General features: G+C 52.3%; 2 protein-coding genes. Both read right to left on the bottom strand.

Annotated elements, in window-relative coordinates:
- Window positions 1-10: 10 nt before the first annotated feature.
- Complete coding sequence (locus RAL90_RS10580) at window positions 11-4,066, bottom strand: hypothetical protein (protein ID WP_306250390.1); 4,056 nt, start codon at window positions 4,064-4,066, stop codon at window positions 11-13.
- Complete coding sequence (locus tag RAL90_RS10585; protein WP_306250392.1) at window positions 4,047-21,722, bottom strand: hypothetical protein; 17,676 nt, start codon at window positions 21,720-21,722, stop codon at window positions 4,047-4,049. The genes RAL90_RS10580 and RAL90_RS10585 overlap by 20 nt, the downstream gene beginning before the upstream one ends.
- Between the last annotated feature and the right edge of the window lie 86 nt (window positions 21,723-21,808).

Below are 21,808 nucleotides of genomic sequence, written 5' to 3' on the forward strand. Positions count from 1 at the left end.
GTGCGATTTCTTACGAGATTACTTCGCCGACATCGATATGGTTCTGGAGATCAGCTTTCAGGATCCCTTCCACCACCAGTATCTGCGTATCAGCGCCACCAGTGGTCAGCATGAACTGAGTAGAATCTACAATTTCATCCCCATCGGTATCAATATCGGTGGCTGTGGCAATGGCAGAACCCTGATCTGCGAAGCCGAAGGCTGACAGATCCAGCGTATCCACATCATCTTCGAAATCGAGGATGGTGTCGATTGTCCCAACGCCACTGGCGATTTCCTGCTCAATGATGAAGATGTCTGCATCCGCACCACCTGTAAGCATATCGCTGCCCAGACCGTCAGTCAGTTCATCAAGACCGGAGCCACCGAAGATCATGTCATCACCATCGGCACCATCCAGAATGTTATTCAGATCGTTGCCGGTGAGAACATCATTGAAGTCAGAGCCGATGAGGTTCTCAATATCAATCAGTACGTCTCCTTCTGCATGGCCGCCGACATTGACCACAGCCTCAAAGGTGCCGCGGCCAAAGACCACATAGCTTTCCCCGGCATCTATCTGGCCATTCGGATCGGCATTAACCGCCCCGACGATCAGGTCATCAATACCGTCGCCATTGACATCCCCGGCCCCAGCCACCGAATGGCCGCTCAGGTCGCCGCCATCGATGCCGTTCAGCACAAAGCCGTTACTACCATCAAGGGCGGAGAGATCGAGGCTGGCCGCGAACCCGGCCGTAGAGCCGAACACCACATAGCTTTCCCCATCGTTGAATTCACCCAAATTGGCACTCGGATCACCTCCACGGGCACCGATAATCAAATCATCCACGCCGTCGCCATTGACGTCCCCGGCACTGGCCACCGAGAAGCCGCTGATGTCGTCCGCATCGATACCATTCAGGACAAAGCCATTACTGCCATCAAGGGCGGAGAGATCGAGGCTCGCCGCAAACCCGGCGGTAGAGCCGAACACCACATAGCTTTCTCCAAAATTAGCCCCGCCAATGCGATCGCCACCAGAAGCCCCGATGATCAAGTCATCAATGCCGTCGCCATTGACATCCCCCGCGCCGGACACCGAGATGCCGCTATCGTCTGACACATCAATACCGTTCAGCACAAAGCCGTTACTGCCATCAAGGGACGAGAGCTCGAGGCTGGCCGCGAACCCGGTCGTAGAGCCGAACACCACGTAGCTTTCCCCAGCATCGGCCTGGCCATTCGGATCGCCATTAAGGGCCCCGATGATCAGGTCATCAATGCCGTCACCATTGACATCCCCGGCACTGGCGACCGTGCGGCCGCTATTGTCGCCCGCATCAATACCGTTCAGCACAAAGCCATTGCTACCATCAAGGGCGGAGAGATCGAGGCTGGCCGCGAACCCGCCCGCCTGGCCAAACACCACATAGCTTTCTCCAGCATCGCCCTGGCCATTCGGATCGGCGCGAGAGGCACCGATGATTATATCATCCACGCCGTCGCCATTGATATCACCGGCACCGGACACCGAGATGCCGCTACGGTCGTCGCCATCGATGCCGTTCAGCACAAAGCCGTTACTGCCATCAAGGGACGAGAGATTGAGGCTCGCCGCGAACCCGCCAGCAGTCCCGAACACCACATAGCTCTCCCCGGCATTGGCCTGACCATTCGGATCGCCATTAAGGGCCCCGATGATCAGGTCATCCACGCCATCACCATTGACGTCCCCGGCACTCGCCACCGAGAAGCCACTGCGATCACTGATGTCGGTGCCATTCAGAATAAAGCCGTTACTACCATCACCGCCATTGACCGCCAGGAGGGAAGATAGCTCAAAACTCGCAGCAAAGGTGCCCGGTGTCTGTACGACCTCGCCATTAGACAGGCTCACGGTGACGCCTGCTGTTGAATTGACATAGGAGACAGTGTCATTGCCCTCACCACCATCGAAACTTTCAGCAAAGAGGTCAGCAATGAAGCTATCATTGCCATTAGCACTGAAGCCGCCGGTGACAGATACACCGGCACTGACGATGTTATAGACCTCTGGTGCGCCAATAGTGTCAAAGTTTCCGGCGATGAAGAAGGTCAGACCATTCGACGGATCGAGGTAATCCCCAATCACTGAAGAGAAGGAAAGTGACTGGCCATTGATATCGCTGATCGAAATTTGATCGTTTGAACCGTCGAGGCTTATTTGAACTTTGAAGTTTTCAGTAAAGCCATTGGCTGTAATATTGGCACCACCGGTCTCCAGTGTATTTAGTGTCGCACCGTTTCCAACTGCCTGATCTACAACTGTGTTATCTGCACCAAAATCAGCGACAAAGAATTGCGCAATAGCCTGATCCAACGCGAACAGCGATATCTGTTTCTGGCCATCATGCACCCCGACGAAGATATCATTATCAGTGTCACCACTAACGATTGCCTGCCTGTCAAAGGTGTAAGTGATTGATACCTGATCCGACGCATCAACGGCTCCTGCAAATGTCAAGGGCACCTCAATGAAGGACGTATTCTGTGTGCCATTAGATGCCTGCAATACGTCCTCTTCATTGATGTTCTGAACATTTGCCGTAACAGTCGGGTTATTGACCAGAGGCAACAGGTCATTCGCATCAAGAGAGAATGATCTTGTCGCTGGTTGTTCTATAACTGCTTCCGGTTGGACGAAGTCTGATGCATCAAGCTGTGCCAGTGTTGTGTTCTCAATAATCAGCAACTGTGTCGCGGAACCGTTCGCGAGTTCAATGCGCACATCACCGTTCACTTCCGTTGCCCGCGCAGCCAGGAATGCATCAATATCCTCGATACCAAAATCAAGGACATCGATCAGGTCCACACCATCTTCGAAGTCAGTGATTGTGTCGGTGATTGTGACGCCGCTGCCACTGAGTGCGCTGTCGACATCAATATCAAAGATATCATTACCGGCACCGCCCAGCAGAGTATCATCACCATCATTACCGGAGAGCAGATCGTTACCGCCGAAGCCTTCCAGTGTATCAGCACCTGCTGTGCCTTCGAGGATGAGACCATCAGCCTGGCCGGTGACTGGCGGGTTACCCACCACAGTGATGGCCAGTGTCGTGACATCCGTTCCGCCTTCACCATCATCGACGGTAATTTCGTAGTTGATGTCCAACAGCTCACCGAGCGTGAGATGGCGGAACAGGCTGTCGCTGGCCGTGAAGGTCCAGTCAACCGTACCCGCACCACCTGTTGTTGCTGTGACCAGCTGCAGGAAGGCCTCAGCGTCCTCAGGCGTCACATCGCCAGCATTGCCGGTGAATGAAACATCCGTGACGCTTGCTGTGTGGCTCTCGCTGTCAGTGTCCGTGAAGACGATCGTGCCACTGTCCGTCAGGGACGCTTCGTTCACAGTGTAATCGAAGCTGACGATATCGTATGTCTCTGAGCCTTGATCGGGCGCGATGAAGAATGTGAACCCATCTTCAGGGCTCAGGAAATCACCAATCGTCGAGTTGAGATTATAGGTAACGCCATCGCCGTTAACCAACGTGATCTGATCGGTTGCCCCATTTAGCGTAAGTTGCATCAGGAACTGATCAACCTGCGGCACACCATTAGGCGGGAACTCGGTTCTGTCAAATTCAGCCTGGCCGAAACTCCCAAGACCGATGCCATATGAGCCGTTCACGATACCATCTGCAACAAGGAAGCCACCACCATCAGCGGTAAACACGCCCATGAATTCATCAGAATCCTGAATACCAAAAATCAGGTCCTGATCACTGCCATCGCGGATGACTTCACCTGTAATGGTGATGGTCACCACGCTGTCAGCGTCGAATTCACCCGCAGCAAAGCCCGGGAATTCAACAAGTGGATTTGTTCGTGTAGAGCCACCGGCCCCAATGGCGAGCACTGACGTGCCGTTATTGTCGATTACGGCAGCGGAGCGGCCTGAGGTTTCCGTGTTGAAATTCGCCAACAGATCATCTGCGTCAAAATTATCTGACTGGTCGATGCCGACTGTCAGGGAACTTGTGAGCGCAGATGAGTCTGCATCAATCTCCGGCGCTACGATAAGCCTAAAAAAAATCGTCGACATCAAGAGCAGCTATGGTCGTGTTCTCTATGACCAGGAACTGGGAAATAGCCGAGTTCGGTTGCAACTCAATTCTGACATTGCCATCAACTTCTACGGCATTGGCCACCACCTCAGAGATATCCGTGAAGAATGCACTCAGGTCGATCACGTCATCCGTTGCCAGATCATTATCCTCGAAGTCGAGAATTGTATCCGTGATGGTAACACCGCTGTTGGAGTCCTGTGAGATAATGAACGTGTCAGCATCAGCACCGCCGTTCATTGTGTCACTGCCCTCACCATCAAAAATGGTATCAAGCCCGGAGCCACCAAAGATCTGGTTCTCACCGCCGTCACCCGTGAGAATATCGTCGAAATCCGAACCAAAGATATTCTCAATGTTGGAGAGCGTATCGCCTTGTGCATTGCCTCCCGTATTAACGCCTGTTGCGAGATTGACCGTTACGGCTGAGCCAGAGGTGATATAGGAAACTGAATCCTCGTCTGCACCACCATCAAAGTCATCTGCATTAAGGCCAGCGATGAAGTCATCATTGCCGCCCTCACCGAAGACGGTGCCGCCGACAGTGCCATCGGCACTGGTGAAGTTATCATCACCGCCGCCAAGGTTTACGTTGCCCGCAATGGTGCCCGAGTTGGTAATGTCATCAATGCCTGCGCCCGCAATAATGTCTGCACCAATATCGCCGCTATTGTTTATGGTATTATCACCATCACCAAGATCAATCGATGCGCCTGTTGTTGCAACAGTCACATTGCCCACATCAAGATCGCCCGGGAACGCATCAGTAAAGTCGATATCCGAGAATGTGTATGTGACGGTTTGTGGGCCGAGCGGTGTCTCCACGAGGCTTGACCATGTCAGAACGGCATTGGTTGTCACATCTTGATAGGAAACGGTGCCAGTTGGTGATGTTGTAACTGCGCCAGCATATCCTTCGATCGTGAAATCATTCGTATCTGTACGCTGTGTTTCCACACCATCAAGATAGGAATATGCTGTCACGTTCCAATTGTCGTTGTTCGGATTGATATCAATAATGACACCATTTGTCGGCGCGTTTGCTGCGCGATTGCCACTGGTCGTCACAATACTTGTCTGGCCTGTATCAAAATCAATGATAAACAAACGACCGTTATTCGGCACTGTGTTTGCCCCCACAATCTGTGTCTCAACAGGTACAACACCGCCAATGGTGCCGGTATTGACGAGATTGTCTGCACCGCTGCCACCTGTGATGGCATCCATACGGATTGTTCCTGAGTTTGACAAAGTGTTGCCGGTCGCAGTGGCCGCACCAGCCAGTGCAATGTCGCCTGTGATCGTGCCGTTATTGGTGAGGGAATCATCGCCGTCAGCCGCCGTAACATCTCCTGTGATTGAACCGTTGTTGGTCAGGGTCAGGAGTGTTGCTGCATCCACAGTGCCGAAGCTGCCGCCTTCACTGTTTGTCAGATCAAGCGTGCCACCTTCGATATTGGTGATGGTGCCGTCGTTGGCTGTAACCGTCGCGTTGGTGGCGGTCAGGTTTGTGATGGTGCCGGTGTTTGTGTTCACCGTCGTCGTCGTGGACGAGATCGTTGTGATCGTGCCGTCATTGTCTACGGACGATGTTGTGCCAGCGATTGTTTCGATAGAGCCAGTGAGACCGCCATCATTATTGTTATCCACAACTATCGTCGTGTCGCCACCAGTGACTGTGCCGCTGATGTTGCCACCATTATTGGTCAACGTATCCGTTGTGCCGCTGGTGGTGTTGTCACCAAAGTCAATGCCGCCCGTGACGGAGGCCGTAGAGCCAGCATTGACAAAACTGTCCATGCCTTCACCGGTGCTGACGCCGCCGCTAATGCTGCCAGCGTTGGTGATTGTATCATCACCAGCACCTGTGGTGATGCCGTTCTGGATAATGCCGCCCGAGTTGTTGGTGATGTCTGTAACATCAGTCGTAGCAATCCCGCCGATGATGTCGCCGGAATTATCAATTGTCGCCGTCCCGTCAACACTGATGAGGTTGGTGATGTCGCCAGCGCTGTTGTTGGTCAGGTTCAGTGAGGATGCACTGATGCCTTCAGTTGTGCCATCATTCGTGATGATTGCATCTTCGGCATATATATTGCCGACTGACCCGCCAATATTGTTGGTCAGGTTCAGGCTGACGTTTGACGAGAGGCTGTAGATAGACCCGGCGTTATCGACATCAAAGCCATCGCCCTGAACCTGGCCGTTGATGGAACCGCCAGCATTATTCGTGACAGTATCCCCTTCCGAAGACGCACCGAGATTAACCATACCGGAAATCGTGCCGCTGTTTGTGAGGGTATCATCCCCACTACCGAGGGTGACATCGGCTGTGAGCATTGCGCCCGCGCCATTTGAAATCACGTTGTTGCCATCACCCAGATTGATGTTCGCATTTGTAGCGCCACTAGAACCATCAACAAAGCCAGTGATCGTGGTGTTGTTGAATATTCTGTCAGCACCGGAACCACCCGAGATATCTGCAGCGATTGCACCGTCGTTGAAGATCAGGTTACCGTCTTCACCCAGATCAATGCTGGTCGCAAGCGTGCCGCCATTCCCGTCATCGCCGCCATCCAGCGTCGCTCCAGCATCTACATCGATTGTGTCGCCTGCATCGCCCAGGCTGATGGATGATGAATCGATATTACCACCGGCCAGAACATTGATTGTGTCTGCGCCTGCGCCCGTTGTAATTGTGCCGGTGATCGTAGTGCCGGCACCTTCATTGATGGTATTGTTGCCATTTCCAAGATCAATATTCCCGGTGATTGTACCGGTGTTGTTGAGCGTGTCACCGCCGATTCCAGCCGTGATATCGCCGGTGATGACGCCGGTTGCATTATTCGTCAGTGTGTTGACGCCGCCAGCCAGGTCGATATTGCCACCAATATCGCCGAAGTTTGTAAGTGTATCGTTTCCTGTCCCGCCTGTAACTGTGCCGGTAATATCGCCAGAGTTTGAAATAACAAATGTGTTGCTGGCGGAGATGTCGCCGATACTGCCATCAGGATCATTCAAGAGATCAAGGTCGTCTACGGAGATATTGCCGATCGTCGCGGTGTTGGACACTGCTGCGGCAGACGAACTGATATTGTCGATCTGATTATAGTTATAGACGGTGGCATAGTTGCCGGCCACATCGTACACGGAGCCAGAGTTTTGCACTTCAAAACCATCGCCCTGAACCGTACCTGTGACCGAGCCAGTATTGATCAGCTGATCGATGCCTTCGGATGTATTCTGGCCGAAGTCGATGCCGCCGTAAATGTTACCGTCATTGTAGATCGTCTCATTATACGACCCACCCGTAATCTCACCAGTGATGTCGCCATCGTTTGTCAACTGATTAAAGCCATCACCCAAGGTGATGTCGCCGGTGATGGTGCCGCCTTCATTGTTGGTGACAGTATCTGAGCCGTTTCCGAAAGTGATACCGCCGGAAGAGCCGTTAATGAGGATTGCGCCGCTGTTAGCGAGCACATCATCTGTCTCGCCATTGGCCGTGTCTGCGTCACCGAAATTCAGCTCATCCGTGGTCAGGGAACCACCTGCGCTGACGGTGACTGTATCATCGTCATTATTCAGGTTGATAGACGCATTGTCGATGCTGCCGCCTGCCAGAACATTGATGAAATCTTCATCATTACCCGTTGTAATGCTGCCAGTGATGGTTGTGCCCGAGCCTTCATTGATCGTGTTGGTACCTGCACCCAGATCAATGTCGCCACTGATGGTACCTGTGTTGTTGATCGTGTCGTCACCAGCGCCCGCTGTGATACTGCCGGTGATAGAGCCGTCATTGTTGATGGTAAGCAGTGTTGCTGCATCGATCATGCCGATTGAACCGCCCACGCTGTTCGTCAGGTCGAGTGTCCCGCCCTCAATATTGGTGATCGCACCAGTGTTCGACGAAACAGTCGTTGTCGTCGAAGTGATGCCCGTGATCGTGCCAGTGTTTGTGTTTACCGTTGCTGTCGTTGAGGAGACCGTGTTGATCGTGCCGTCATTGTCGATTGACGCATCCGTGCCAGCCACCGTTTCGATGGAGCCAGTACCGTTATTGTCCACACTGAACTGATCGCCACTGACCGTGCCGGAGATCGAGCCACTGTTATTAATCAGGGCATCACCTGTTTCACCAGCTGAGCCAAAGTCGATGCTGCCTGTGAAAGTACCGCTATTGGTGACGGTATCGTCGCCAGCCTGCGCCTGCAGGTCGCCAGTGAAAGATCCGCTGTTGGTAAACGTATCATCGCCACTCCCCAAGGTATGCGTTTCACCGCCATCGATCGTGCCGTCATTCACGATGACATCAGCGTCACTACCGAGCTGCATGTCGCCTGTGAAGGTCGCACCTTCATTGTTTGTGATTGTTGTGACACCCTGGCCGCCACGGATGCTGGCAACGATAAGGCCACCGGTGTTGTTTGTGATGACATCGGCACCATCATCCAGCTGCAGGACAGCCGACGTGCCGGCGCCCCCCAGCCCCTGAATGGTGCCACTGTTGGTGATGTTGACCGCGTTGCCAGTTCCGGAATTTGTAACAACTAATGTGTTGAATACGCCATCATTGATGACATTCACGGCACCGAAACCGCCCAAGTTGCCGGTGTAGATACCAGTAGATGTATTCGTTATATTCGTAACATCTAAACCGAAGAGACTACCTGTGATTGTTCCCGAATTGGTTAATGTGTTGGCTACGGTTGCGCTACCAAACTCGATACTGCCATCAATGGTGCCGCTGTTGCTGATGATGTCGTTGCCATCGCCGGTCTGAATCCGGCCGGTCACCGACGCGCCTGTGTTGTTCGTAAACGTATCGTCTCCATCACGCAGCGAAGCGGCCCCGGTCCCATCAGCAGCTTCGATTGAGCCATCGTTGGTGACCGTGTCATCGTTGTTACCGGTATCTATCCTGCCAAGGATAGAGGCACCACTAGCGTTGGTGACAATGTTATCGCCGTCACCAAGATCAATCTCTGCAGTGATCTGGCCACCTTCATTATTGGTGACGCTGTCATCCCCCTCGCCAAGAGTGATGCTGGTGGTTGCTGAATCCTGCCCCTCGATCAGGCCATCATTGATGATGCTGTCATTGCCTGTGCCTGTTGTAATATCAGCGATGATCGTGCCGCTGTTGTCGAGGGTGTTATCACCTTCCCCGAAACTGACTGTTGTCGACAGAACAGTTGTGGAGCTGCCTTCGAGCACTTCTGTATCGCCGGAAATGGTCGCGCCTGCATCATTGGTAAGCTGATCGCTGCCATCGCCAAACTCGATAGAGCTGACGATTGACCCTGAATTCATCAGCACATCATCGGCTACGCCATTTGCGGTATCAGCATTGCCGAAATCAACAACGGAGGCTGTAATCGATGCGCCAACCCCATTGTTGATTGTATCGTCACCGTCGCCGAGGAAGATGTCACCAACCATGTCACCATTATTGTTGATGGTATCATTGCCGCCATTACCATCGACATTGCCAGTGAGAGAGCCACTAACACTGATATTTAACGTGTCATCACCACTGCCGAATACAATGTTGCCGCTCATCTCACCCAGCGTGAGGATATTGTTACCGTCGCCCAGGTTAATTTCACCATTGATGACACCGCCGACCAGAACGAGGTCAACGCCTTCGCCCAGGGTGATGTTGCCATTGACGGTTCCAGAAATGGTCAGTGTGCCGCCGCCGGCACCCATATCAATGTCACCGGTGAGCACACCGCCGGCCTGAATGTTGATGGACTCATCGCCACTGCCGGTCGTCAGGTTGCCCATCAGAGTGCCTGCGATGTCGACGATATTGTTACCGTCGCCAAGATCAACATCGCCTGTAATCAGACCGCCTGATGTGATGTTCAGTGTATCCACACCGCCAAGCGTCGTGATGTTGCCCGTAATGCTCTCACTACCGTTCTCGTTGATGATGTTATTGCCACCACCAAGATTGATATTGCCATTGATGACGCCGAAATTATTGACCGTGTCATCGCCATCACCGGCTGTGATGTCACCCGTGATGATACCGTTGATGGTGCTGCCATCACCGAAATTATCGAGAGTGTTGTTGCCATTACCCAGATTGATTGCCGCAGTGATGGTGCTGGTGTCATCATTTTCCAGCGAATCATTGCCATCGCCGAAGGAAATTGTAAGTCCCTCGCCATTGATGCTGGCCCCGTTGGCATTGAACAACTGGTTGCTGCCATTGCCCAGCGCGATGTTGCCATCAATGCTGCCGCCGTCATTATCGACCACGTCATTTCCAGTGTCGCCTGTAATATCGCCCGTGAACGTGCCCGTATTAAGGACAACCAGATCACCCGTGCCGCTGACTGAAATCGTGCCCGTGAAGCTGTTGGCATTATCAACAACGAGCGCACCATTGGCGGCGGTTACGCTGCCAGTGAAAGTTCCATCATTGTCGAGAAGGTTTGAAGGCTGACCCTGAACAGCAGCTATCTGCGACGCACCGCCAAAGGCGATAGAACCGCTGAAAGTTCCCTCTGCAGAGTTGGTGACTGTATCATCACCCGCGCCAAGTGTGACAGCAGCCTGCATCGTGCCGTCATTAGTGATCGCATTGTCGCCATCGCCCAGATCGACGGGTGCATTGAAGAAGCCGCCTTCAGAATTGTCCGAACCCGTCAGGCTGCCGCTGTTGTTAAGGACATCAATATCACTACCGGTGCTCAGATTATCTGTGAGGATGCTGCCAGCATTCTCGATGGTGTTATCACCGTTACCCAGCGCAATATCACCTGCTACAAGACCTGAACTGGAAACAGTGAGTGTGTCTTCGTGGCTTCCTGTTGTCAGGTTGCCGTTCAATTCACCAGAAACCGTGACCGCATTCGTGCCATTATCAAGCGAGATGTTGCCATTGACCGTGCCGCTTGTGATGTCGATCTGGTCGTCGCCTGTGCCTGCGCTGATATTGCCGTTGGTTGTTGTCGCAGAATTTTCAACGAAACTGTTGTCGCCCTCACCAAGATCAATCTCGCCATTGATGGTGCCGGAGTTGGTTACATTGTCGTCGCCTGCACCCATACTGATGACGGCGATGCCTTCGTTACCATTGATGATGCCTGTATTGTTGAAGTTATCAGTGCCGCCACCAAGATTGATGCTCAGTGTATTGATGGTGCCGTCATTGGTCAGCGAGTCTGCACCCGTGCCCGTTGTAATGTTACCGGTGAACGTCGCGCCGCTGGCATTGACCACGCCATTGGGCCCGTCACCAAGGCCGATATTGCCTGTAATTATGCCTGAATTGTTGACGTTATCCAGACCGGCATCACCGTTGATGTTGCCCATGATGGTCGCGCCGGCAACATTGCTGACGGTGTTGAAGCCATTACCAAGACTGATATTGCCCGTTACAACAGCGCCGCTCTGGCTGGTGACGAAGTTATCATTCCCTTCGCCCATGGTGGTGTTGCCGGTGAGCGTTCCATTGACCGTAATCGTGTCATTACCGCCCCCGGTGGAGACGTCACTGGAGATACTGCCATCGTTCAGGATGGTATCATTGCCGCTGCCGGTTGTGATTGTACCGGAAATACTGCCGCTGGCTTCGTTGGTAACAGAATTGGTACCATTGCCGAGGTTCACAGCCCCGGTGATAGAGCCTGTATTGACAAGCTGATCATTCAAACTGCCGCCCGTAAGATTGGCATTGAAGGTACCGTCATTGACGAGTTGGTTGTTACCAGAGCCGAGGTCAACAACACCATCTACTGTCCCGCCTGTCTCATTCACGAATGTATCAATGCCGGAACCAGTGGTCAGCGCGACCAGCATGGCACCACTATTGGTGATCTGGTTGAGGCCTGACCCAAGATTGACGACCGCCGCTTCATCAGATTCGTCACCTGCCGCACCCGTCAGTGTACCGCTGTTTGTGAGAATATCTCCACCGGACCCAGTTGTGATGCTGACACGCATGGTGCCGGAATTGTCAATCTGGTTTGTGCCATTTCCGAGGTCCACACTGGCGCTCGTACCACCTGTGCTGCCGTCTACCGGCCCTTCGAGAGTGCCGCTGTTCAGGAAAGTATCGTTGCCTGTACCAGTGGTCAGGGTGCTGGCATTGATATCACCAGCATTATCAATCGTGTTCGTGCCACTGCCGAGGTCAATGTTGCCTTGTACGACACCACCAGCCTGAACGCTCAGGTCATCATCACCGCCAAGCGTTGTGATGTTACCAATGATCGTGTCGCCAGAACCTTCCGTAATTGAATTATCACCGGCCCCAAGGTTTATATCTCCCTCAATGGTGCCGAAATTGGTCACATCATCATCACCTGCACCAGCCGTGATGTTGCCCGTGATGAGCGCGCCAGAAGCGTTATCCAGCGTATTGTCCCCTTCCCCGAGGGAAATATCACCAGTGATCGCGGCATCCTGCTGATTATCAAGCGTATCGTCATCAGCACCAAAAGTAATGCTGCCGGTGATTTGTGCCGTCGCACCGTCAACAACGGAGGCATTGGTCAGTGTGTTTTCACCGTCACCAAGGTTGATGGTCCCATCAATGCTGCCGCCTGTGTTCGCAATGCTGTCGGCACCTGATCCTGTGGTGATGTTCGCGATGATGCTGCCACCCGCCATATTGACAACAGAATTGTCGCCTTCACCCAGATTAATGATCGCGGTGAGTGTGCCTGGTTCAATTTCTTCGCCGCCATTTATGACAGCGCTGTTTGTCAGCACATCATTGCCACCATCTGTGATGATGTTGGCTGACATGACGCCGCCTGTGTTGTTGATCGCATTATCCCCGGCGCCAAGCACAAGATGAGCCGCAGCAACGGAAGTGCCTTCACTATTGAAGCCCGTAAAGACACCGCTGTTATTGACCGTATCCGCACCATCACCTGCAACGATGTTGGCGGTAAGCGATCCTGAATTGGTCAGCATATTATCGCCTTCTCCAAAATCAACACTGGCAGCTTCTGTCCCGCCAGTGCTGCCAGAGATAACCTCATCACCACCCAAAGATCCGGCGTTAGTCAGCACGTCATTACCGTCACCGAAGGTTATCCCCGAAGCTTCAGATGAGTTGATCGTAATGTTACCGGCATTCAGCAGCTGATCGTCATTGGCCCCAACGCCAATATCAGCATTACCAAAGTTGATTGTCTCAGCGTTTACCTGTCCATTGATGACGTCAAGCGTATCATCACCATCAGCAAAGAGAATATCCGTTGCGTTGATTGTGCCGCCATTGACCGTAATCAGGTCATTACCACTGCCCATCTCAATAGAGTCAGCATTGATGGTCTGCAGTGACTGCTCTGTAATGGTATCGTCACCGGCACCAAGGATGATGTCGCCAGTGAGTGTGCCCGAATTCAACAGGGTATCATCCCCCGCACCCGTCATGACATCCGCCACTATTGTGCCAAAATTCGTGATGGAATTATTGCCATCGCCCAGATCAAGCGATGCGGTTTCGGTGGACTCACCATCATTGCCGCCATTGAACTGGTTATTATTTGTAAACGTATCGTTTCCTGTACCTGTGAGGATATCGGCAAAAAGAGTGCCATCATTGGTGATGACATTATCACCGTCCCCGAGGTCAATCGAGGTGGCCAGTGAACCACCGGAGCTGCCATCAGCGAAGGCGGAAATCTGACCGGAATTATCGAGCGTATCAACACCGCTGCCACCAAGAATGGCGCTGCTCTCAATAGAGCCGGTATTGGTGATCAGGTTCGTGCCATTGCCAAGTTCAATATCGCCGATGATAATGCCGGTTTCATTATTCGTGATCGTATCATTACCGTCATCGAGCAGAAGACTGGCCTGAATGTCACCATCGTTAGTGATAGTGCCGATGCCGCTGACAGCAATGTCGCCATCAATCAGACCACCCTCATTGTTTGTAAGGTCGAGGTCGAAAGCATTAATACCACTTATTGTCCCATCATTGGTGATGAACGCATCACCCGCACTGACAAAGCCGGCAGTGCCACTATTATCCAGAGAAAGGCTGCCAACGGAAATATTATCAATATTGCCGTTATTGAATATATCGGCGCTTTCCGATGTGACGCTGTCAATCTGGTTGTCGTTCGTGATGCTGGCAAAGGTGCCAGCAACTTCCGTGATGGATCCGGTATTATTGACGTCGAAATCATCGCCACTGACCGTGCCGGAGATGATGCCTTCATTATCAAGCGTATCAAAGCCCTCGCCGGAAGCACCAAAATCTACAGACCCGAAAATGGAACTGCTTGAGCCATTCATGAGTGCATCCGCACCTGCGCCAGTTGAGATGTCGCCAGTGATGGAACCAGTATTGGTAAACGTGTCCGTGCCGCTGCCCGTGGTGACGTTCGCTTCCAGCGTGCCGGAATTGTCGAGCGTGTTGTTGCCATCACCCAGATCAACCTCACCAATAGTGCTGACTGAGCTACCATCAAGCGCGCCTGTGAGGATGCCGGTGTTAGTAAGCGTATCGTCGTCTTGCAGGGCCGTTACATTACCGCGGATTTCGGCTGTGTTGGTCAGCGTATTAGCTCCGGAGCCCAAGGCTATATTGCCAGAGATAACAGAACCTTCGGAATTACTGATACTATCGCCGCCTGCGCCGGTATCAATATTGCCGAAAATCACGGCGCTACTGTCTTGTTGAATAAGATCAGCCCCCGCACCAGTATTGATATCACCGAAGATATCCCCGCCTGACTGGAATATATTATCAGTACCGGAACCAGTCGTCAGAGAAGCGAGGAGAACGCCAAAGTTATTATTAACCGTGTTATTTCCATCGCCAAGATTTACTGCATTGTCAGCCTCTGAGACACCATCAACAAGACCACTATTCAACGTCAGCTGATCATCGCCAGTGCCTGTTGTGATGCTGTCGCCAACAATCATGCCCGAGTTGGTTATTGTATTATTGCCATCACCGAGCGAGATGTTGCCGTTAATGGTGCCGTCATTCACAGTTACACTGTCCGCACCTGCACCCGTCGTAATGTTACCATTGATGGTGAACCAGGCCATGAAGTTGGACGTTTCGGTGACAGAGTTATCTCCTTCGCCCAGGTCGATATCACCGTTGATTGTACCATCTGTATTGGTAAGCGTATCGTTACCGGCGCCGGTCGTTATCGAGGCATTGATGAAGGCAAACTCGTTCGTAATTGTGTTGTTACCGTCACCCAGATCAATGGCGTTTGCGGCAGCTTCAGTTGAGCCGTCGATAGAGCCTGCATTGACCGTCAACTGATCATCATCAGCGCCAGTCGTAATGGCATCGCCATTGATCGAGCCGGAGTTGGTGATTACATTTGCGCCATCACCGAGGCTAAGGTCGCCATTGATCGTGCCGTTATTGACAGTGACAGTGTCGACACCACTGCCTGCGGTAATATTGCCATTGATCGTGGCAAGCTCTTCACTGCTAACGGTTTCGGTGACGGAGTTGTCCCCTTCGCCAAGATCAATGTTGCCATTGATGGTCGCATCCGTATTCGTAACAGTATCATTCCCGCCACCGAGAGAAATATCCCCCGTCATGGTGCCAGTGTTCGCAACGGTGTCGTCACCACTGCCGGTGGTAACAGATGCTGTGATGCTGCCATCATTGGTGAGTGTGTTCGTGCCGTCACCAAGATTGATCGCGTTTGAACCAGCTTCAGATGAACCGTTGATTGAACCGCTGTTGACAGTCAGCTCATCATCACCACTGCCAGCCGTGATGGCATCACCACTGATCGTGCCGCCATCAATCGTAAAGGCATTATTATCAGCCCCAAGATCAATATCGCCGTTAATAGTACCTTCTGTATTTGTCAGTATGTCGTCGCCTGCCCCAAGGCTGATATTGCCAGTAATGGAACCGGTGTTTGCGACAGTATCTGCTTCGTCAGCACTGTTGATATCGCCGTTCACCTGACCGGAGTTTGTAAGATCGAGTTGGCCACCGGCGGTAACTCCGCCGCTTTCAATAACGCCATCATTGGTGATCAGCGCGCTACCAGTAACGTCGATCTCCGAAACTGTACCTTCTGCATTATTGGTCAGATCGAGTGCACCAACCGAAACTGTGTCGATGGTACCATCATTGGTGATCGTGGTATCACTTGACGAAACTGTGGTGATTGAACCAGAATTCGTGACATCAGAAACGCTGCCAGCGACTTCCGTAATGTCACCGCTGTTCGTGACAAAGAAGCTGTTCCCCAACACTGTCCCATTAATGGAACCGTCATTCGTGAGCGCATCGCTACCCTCGCCGGAGCTCGAAAAGTCTATATCACCATTGATTGTGGATTCTTCACTGTTAGTGACTTCATCGTCACCAGAACCAAGATCAATGTTGCCCGTAATGATTGCGGCAGCTGCGTTATTGATAGTGTCTCTATCGCCACCGGTGATAATATCGCCGGTAATCGTCGAGCCGTCATTTGTCAGTGTATCAATGCCACCGCCCGTAGAAATACTTCCGAAGATGTTACCACCTTCTTCATTGTTGATCGTATCGCCATTAGCGCCCGTCACTATTGAAGCAGAAATAGTGCCACCGGCATTGGTTAGAACATCAGCACCACCGCCAAGATCGATCGCACTAAGTCCCTCAGTAGAAGAATCTGTTATTGACCCACCGTTAACTGTCAGCGCGTCATCGCCGCTGCCCGTGGTGATCGAGTCTGCATTAATTGCACCGAATTCATTCGTAATCGTGTTGGCGCCATCTCCCAGGTCAATGTCGCCATTTATTTCACCAGAATTTACGGTTACACTGTCCGCACCCGAACCAGTGGTGATATTTCCGTTTATCGTAAACTCGCCTTCTGTGGAAGTTTCGGTAACAGAATTGTCCCCTTCGCCCAGGTCAATATCCCCTGTGATTGTGCCATCTGTATTGATAACTGTGTCATCACCAGCGCCGCCCGTGATGTTCCCTGCAATGAGAGAGGCGGAGTTGGTGAGCGTATTATTGCCTTCGCCAAGCGCAACAGCTCCGGTGAGGGTTGCACCTTGCTGATTGATTAGCTGATCGTTGAAATTATCAAGATTTACGTTACCAACAATTGTACCGCCATTATTTGTCAGTACATCGCCGCCACCAGCAAGATTGATATTGGCTGTGATCGTACCACCATTATTGGTCAGTGTGTCCCCGGAGCCGGCTGACTGAATATCACCCGCAATTGAGCCGGTGTTTGTCAAATCCAGCTGACCAAAGGCTCTCACGCCACCAGAACCGATTGTCCCGGCATTCGAAATGAGGGCAGCGCCCGACGTATCAATGTCCGTGACGGAGCCTTCAGCATTGTTGGTGAGGTCAAGTGTGTCCGTGGCAACGGTTGATATTGCGCCATCATTCTGGACCAGCGCATCGCTGGACGAAACTGTCGAGATATCACCAGAGTTTGTAATGTCGGCAACACTGCCAGCCACCTCGGTAATAGTACCGGTGTTGGTAACAATAATGTCGTTACCGGAAACAGTTCCGTTGATCGTGCCATCATTTGTCAGCATATCACCAGATCCGCCTGCACTGGCAAAGTCGATGTCACCCGTGATTGTAGAACCTGCGGTGTTGGTCACAGTATCATCATTGGTACCAAGATTGATATTGCCTTCAATCACCGCACCTTCAGCGTTGGTCAGGGAGTCCCTGTCACCACCAGTGTTGATATCACCAGTTATGGTAGCGTTATCATTTGTGAGCGTATCAATACCTGCCTCAGTATTGATCGTGCCCGTGATGCTGCCACCTGCCTCATTGAGCAATACATCACCGCTGCCGCCGGTCGAGATGGCTGTCGCGGTGATTGTACCACCGGTATTTGTCAGACGATCAAGGCCATCGCCGAGACTTATGTCCCCGGTAATCGTACCGCCATTGTTTGCGACAACATCGCCTGCACCTGCGGCTGAAATATCTCCATTGACGGAACCGGTATTTGTCATATCCAGTTCGGCCAAGGCCTGCACACCGCCCGCACCGATCGTCCCTGCATTCGAAATCAATGCATCGCCGCTCGTATCAATATCAGTGACGGTGCCTTCCGCATTATTCGTCAGGTCAAGTGTGCCAACCGCAACCGTGCTGATGGTTCCGTCATTCGTGATCGTACTGTCATCAGACGTAACGGCCGTGATGTTACCAAAATTGCTGATGATGCTCTTTATGCCACCGACTTCGGCAAGATCACCAGTGGCGGCATTGTTGACAAAGATACAGTCGCCCGTGACGGCCCCGATGATGGTGCCCGCATTATCCAGTGTGTCACCAGCTTCGCCAGCTGCGCCAAGATCAACGTCACCATCGATAACCCCGCCAGCCTGATTGCTGACGGTGTCGTCTTCCGCGCCCGTCGCGACATTACCGTTTATAGTACCAGAGTTGTCGACATCATCCGCGCCAGCGCCGGTGGTCACATCATCGTTGATCGTACCGCTGTTATCAACGTCGTTATCGCCATCCCCCAGATCGACAGAGCCATTGATTGTGCCGCTGTTATCAACCGTATCATCGCCCTCTTCGCCTGTAATGTCCGCATCAAGAACTTCTGTATTGGTTACAGCATTGGAGCCACCCCCCAGCGTGATGCCTACAAGCGTATTCTCGCCAGTTCCAGGGTCAACCTCGCCATTGATTGTAGCGCCTTCGCCAAAGATGATTGTATCATTACCATCGCCTGCAATCAGATTACCGATGATAGCGCCATTGTTGGTGACGAAGTTATCGCCATCGCCTACCGTGATGTCGCCAGTGAAGACACCATTATTGATGAAAGTATCACTGCCACCTGCACTGGAGAAATTGCCCGTTACAGTGCCGTCATTGGTGAAAGAGTTGTTACCCTCTTTCAGGTCCACATCACCGGTAATCGTGCCAGTATTAACGCCTGTGTCATCATCTTGTTCAGCGGATATATTGCCATTTATTGAATTGTCAGAAGAGTTCGAGAAGGTGTTGTCGCCAGTGCCAAGGTCAATATCGCCGTTGATCGTACCATCATTCGTCAACTGATCATCACCTGCCCCAAGTGACAGACCAGCCGTAATAAAACCAGAGCTCTGGTTGGTGATCGTATCGGCGCCGCTTCCAGTGTTGATAGCACCGGTAATCGTGCCGCTATTGTCGATGTTGGCCGCGCCCGTCGCACTGACGTCTGCGTTAATATCTCCACTGTTTGTCAAGTCCAGAGCGGCAACAGATATACCACCGCTGCCAATGGTACCGTCATTGGTGATAACTGCATCACCGGCATCCACATCCGTGACGGAGCCGCCAGCGCTGTTTGACAGGCTCAGCGCATCACTGTTGATCGCATCAATCGTGCCAGCGTTGTCAACGTCGGCAGAGCCACCTGCTATTGATGTAATTGTCGCATCAGCGGCATTGGAAACACTGAAATTGCTGCCTGATACTGTGCCAGTAACCGTCCCGGCATTGGTAAGTTCGTCCGCACTGCCCTCACCAAGATCAAGATCGCCTGACAGTACGCCGTCAGCAGACACAGTGACACTGTCGTCGCCTGCACCAGTGGAAAGATTACCCGTCAGGGTACCATCGTTGGAAATGGAATCCGCGCCAGCACCAGTCGTGATGTTACCGCTGAGAACGCCGCCAGCGTTGTTAGAGAACGTGTTATTGCCATCTCCCAGTGATATGTCGCCGACAATCGAACCCGAATTGTCAATAATGTCTGCGCCGGTCTCACCGGATATATTCCCCTGAATAGTGCCGGAATTGGTGATGGCATTATCACCACTGCCGAGCAAAACGTCACCCGTGATTGAACCACCTTCAATGTTATTCAGCGTGTCGTCATCCTTGGCCATGTTGATGAGCGCATTGATTGTACCACCATTATTGGTAATCGTGTCGTCACCACGGTTGGTCACGAGGAAGCCGTTGATCGTGCCGCCATTATTCAGGAGCGTGTCATTGCCAGCCGCCGTATTGACCCCCTGAGAAAGAGTGCCGGTATTGGTGACAACATCATTCAGGCCACCAGTGTTCAACTCGCCATCTATAGTACCGCTGTTGACAAGCGATTCACTGCCACCGCCCGTGCGAACATCGCCAGTGATAAGTCCTGTATTCGTGAAATCTTCACGGCCTGAGCCCGTGGCAACATCACCCGTTATCGTCCCGTCGTTGACAAACGTATCCTTGCCACCGCCTGTCGCAATGGCGCCGGTTATAGCTGCGCCTTCGGCATTGGTAAAAATATCATCACTGCCAGCCGTATTGACAGACCCGGTTACCGTACCGGTGTTTGTGAACACATCACTTCCGCCCTCGGTATTAACCGCCGCCTCAATCGTGCCACTGTTGGTGACGATATCACCGCCCGTTCCAGCGTTGACAGTGTTCTGAATAAGAGCATCATTATTGATGAAATCCCCACCACTACCGGTGTTCAGAACGCCTGTGATTGTGCCATCATTATTGATCGTGTCTGACTGATCCCCGGCATCAATCGTACCGCTGATCAGGCCGCCGGCCTGATTGTTGACCTGGTCTGCACCTGCACCAAGCGTCAACGCACCGCTGATTTCGCCTGAATTGAAAATCAGGTCATTGCCGCTGCCGATTGTCAGCGCGGCACTGATAAGGCCCGTATTGGTAATTGTGGTGTTACCTGCCCCGAAATCCTGATCAACAGTGACATTGCCTGAGTTGATAAGCTGATCATTGCCACTGCCAAAGGCGATGGAAAAGTCGAGAATGCCCCGGTTGTCCACGGTGTCGTTAGAAGCATCGTCAGTTGAACGCACCTCTCCTGTTATCACAGACCCTTCTTCGATGATGAGTGTGAAGGCACCTGTTCCGAAATCTATATCGCCGTCGATGGTGCCTGCATTGGACAGGGTGTCGTTGGCATCAGCCAGCCAGATGTCGCCCCGTATCAATCCGCCAGAAAGGTTATTGATAACATCAATACCGTCTGTACTGACGATCGCCGTACCTGCATTTTCGCTAGTGCCGGACAGAATGCTGCCCGAGTTGTTGATCGTGGTCAGGTCATTGCTTGCATCGCCATCTTCATCCTTACCAAAACCAGGTATGGAAGAGATTGTGGCGACGCCAGACAATACATCCACGTCAGTGCTCGTTGATGTGACGAAATTCTGGATTGTGCCGCTATTGGTGAGTGTTGCGTTTTCGCCGCTGAGGAAGATGGCGTTTGCAGAATTGGCGTCGTCACGGTTGGTTGTGATCGAACCCGAATTGTCGATTGTGGCAGTGGCAAAATTGAAAAGCAAAACCCCGAAGAAGTCAGCTGATGTAATCTCACCCGCGTTGACGACTGACAGTGTGCCCCGGCCCTCAAATGGCGTCGAACCACCAAGCGAAATGGCCGTCCCGATCGCGCTGACAGACCCTGTACCACCAATCGTTATGTCGTGATTGAAAAGCACATCAGGCTCGGCAAGGAAGCGAATACCGCCTGTCGCGCCCTGCACCGTTCCGTCAACCTGAACGATGATGTCGGAGATGAATGCCTCAATGGCTTCAGCATTGTTTGAAATAATCGTGATACCCTGATCAATGATAACAGTGTCACCATTGAGCGGAATAATCGCCTCCGCATCGGCAGTAATATCCGCATTCGGTCTGATGATGGCCATGAGACTGGTCCCCCTTAAACGACAAAAATTGCGTTGCCGGAAACCGACAACACCCACCACTTCCAGTTATGGCACGATATTAGCCA

Source organism: Parvularcula sp. IMCC14364 (assembly GCF_030758415.1).
Lineage (GTDB): Bacteria > Pseudomonadota > Alphaproteobacteria > Caulobacterales > Parvularculaceae > Aquisalinus.

What these genes read in the sequence shown, in the direction of transcription:
- RAL90_RS10585 (WP_306250392.1), bottom strand. Translation starts at nt 21,722, where the DNA reads ATGGCCATCATCAGACCGAATGCGGATATTACTGCCGATGCGGAGGCG.
- RAL90_RS10580 (WP_306250390.1), bottom strand. Translation starts at nt 4,066, where the DNA reads ATGTCGACGATTTTTTTTAGGCTTATCGTAGCGCCGGAGATTGATGCA.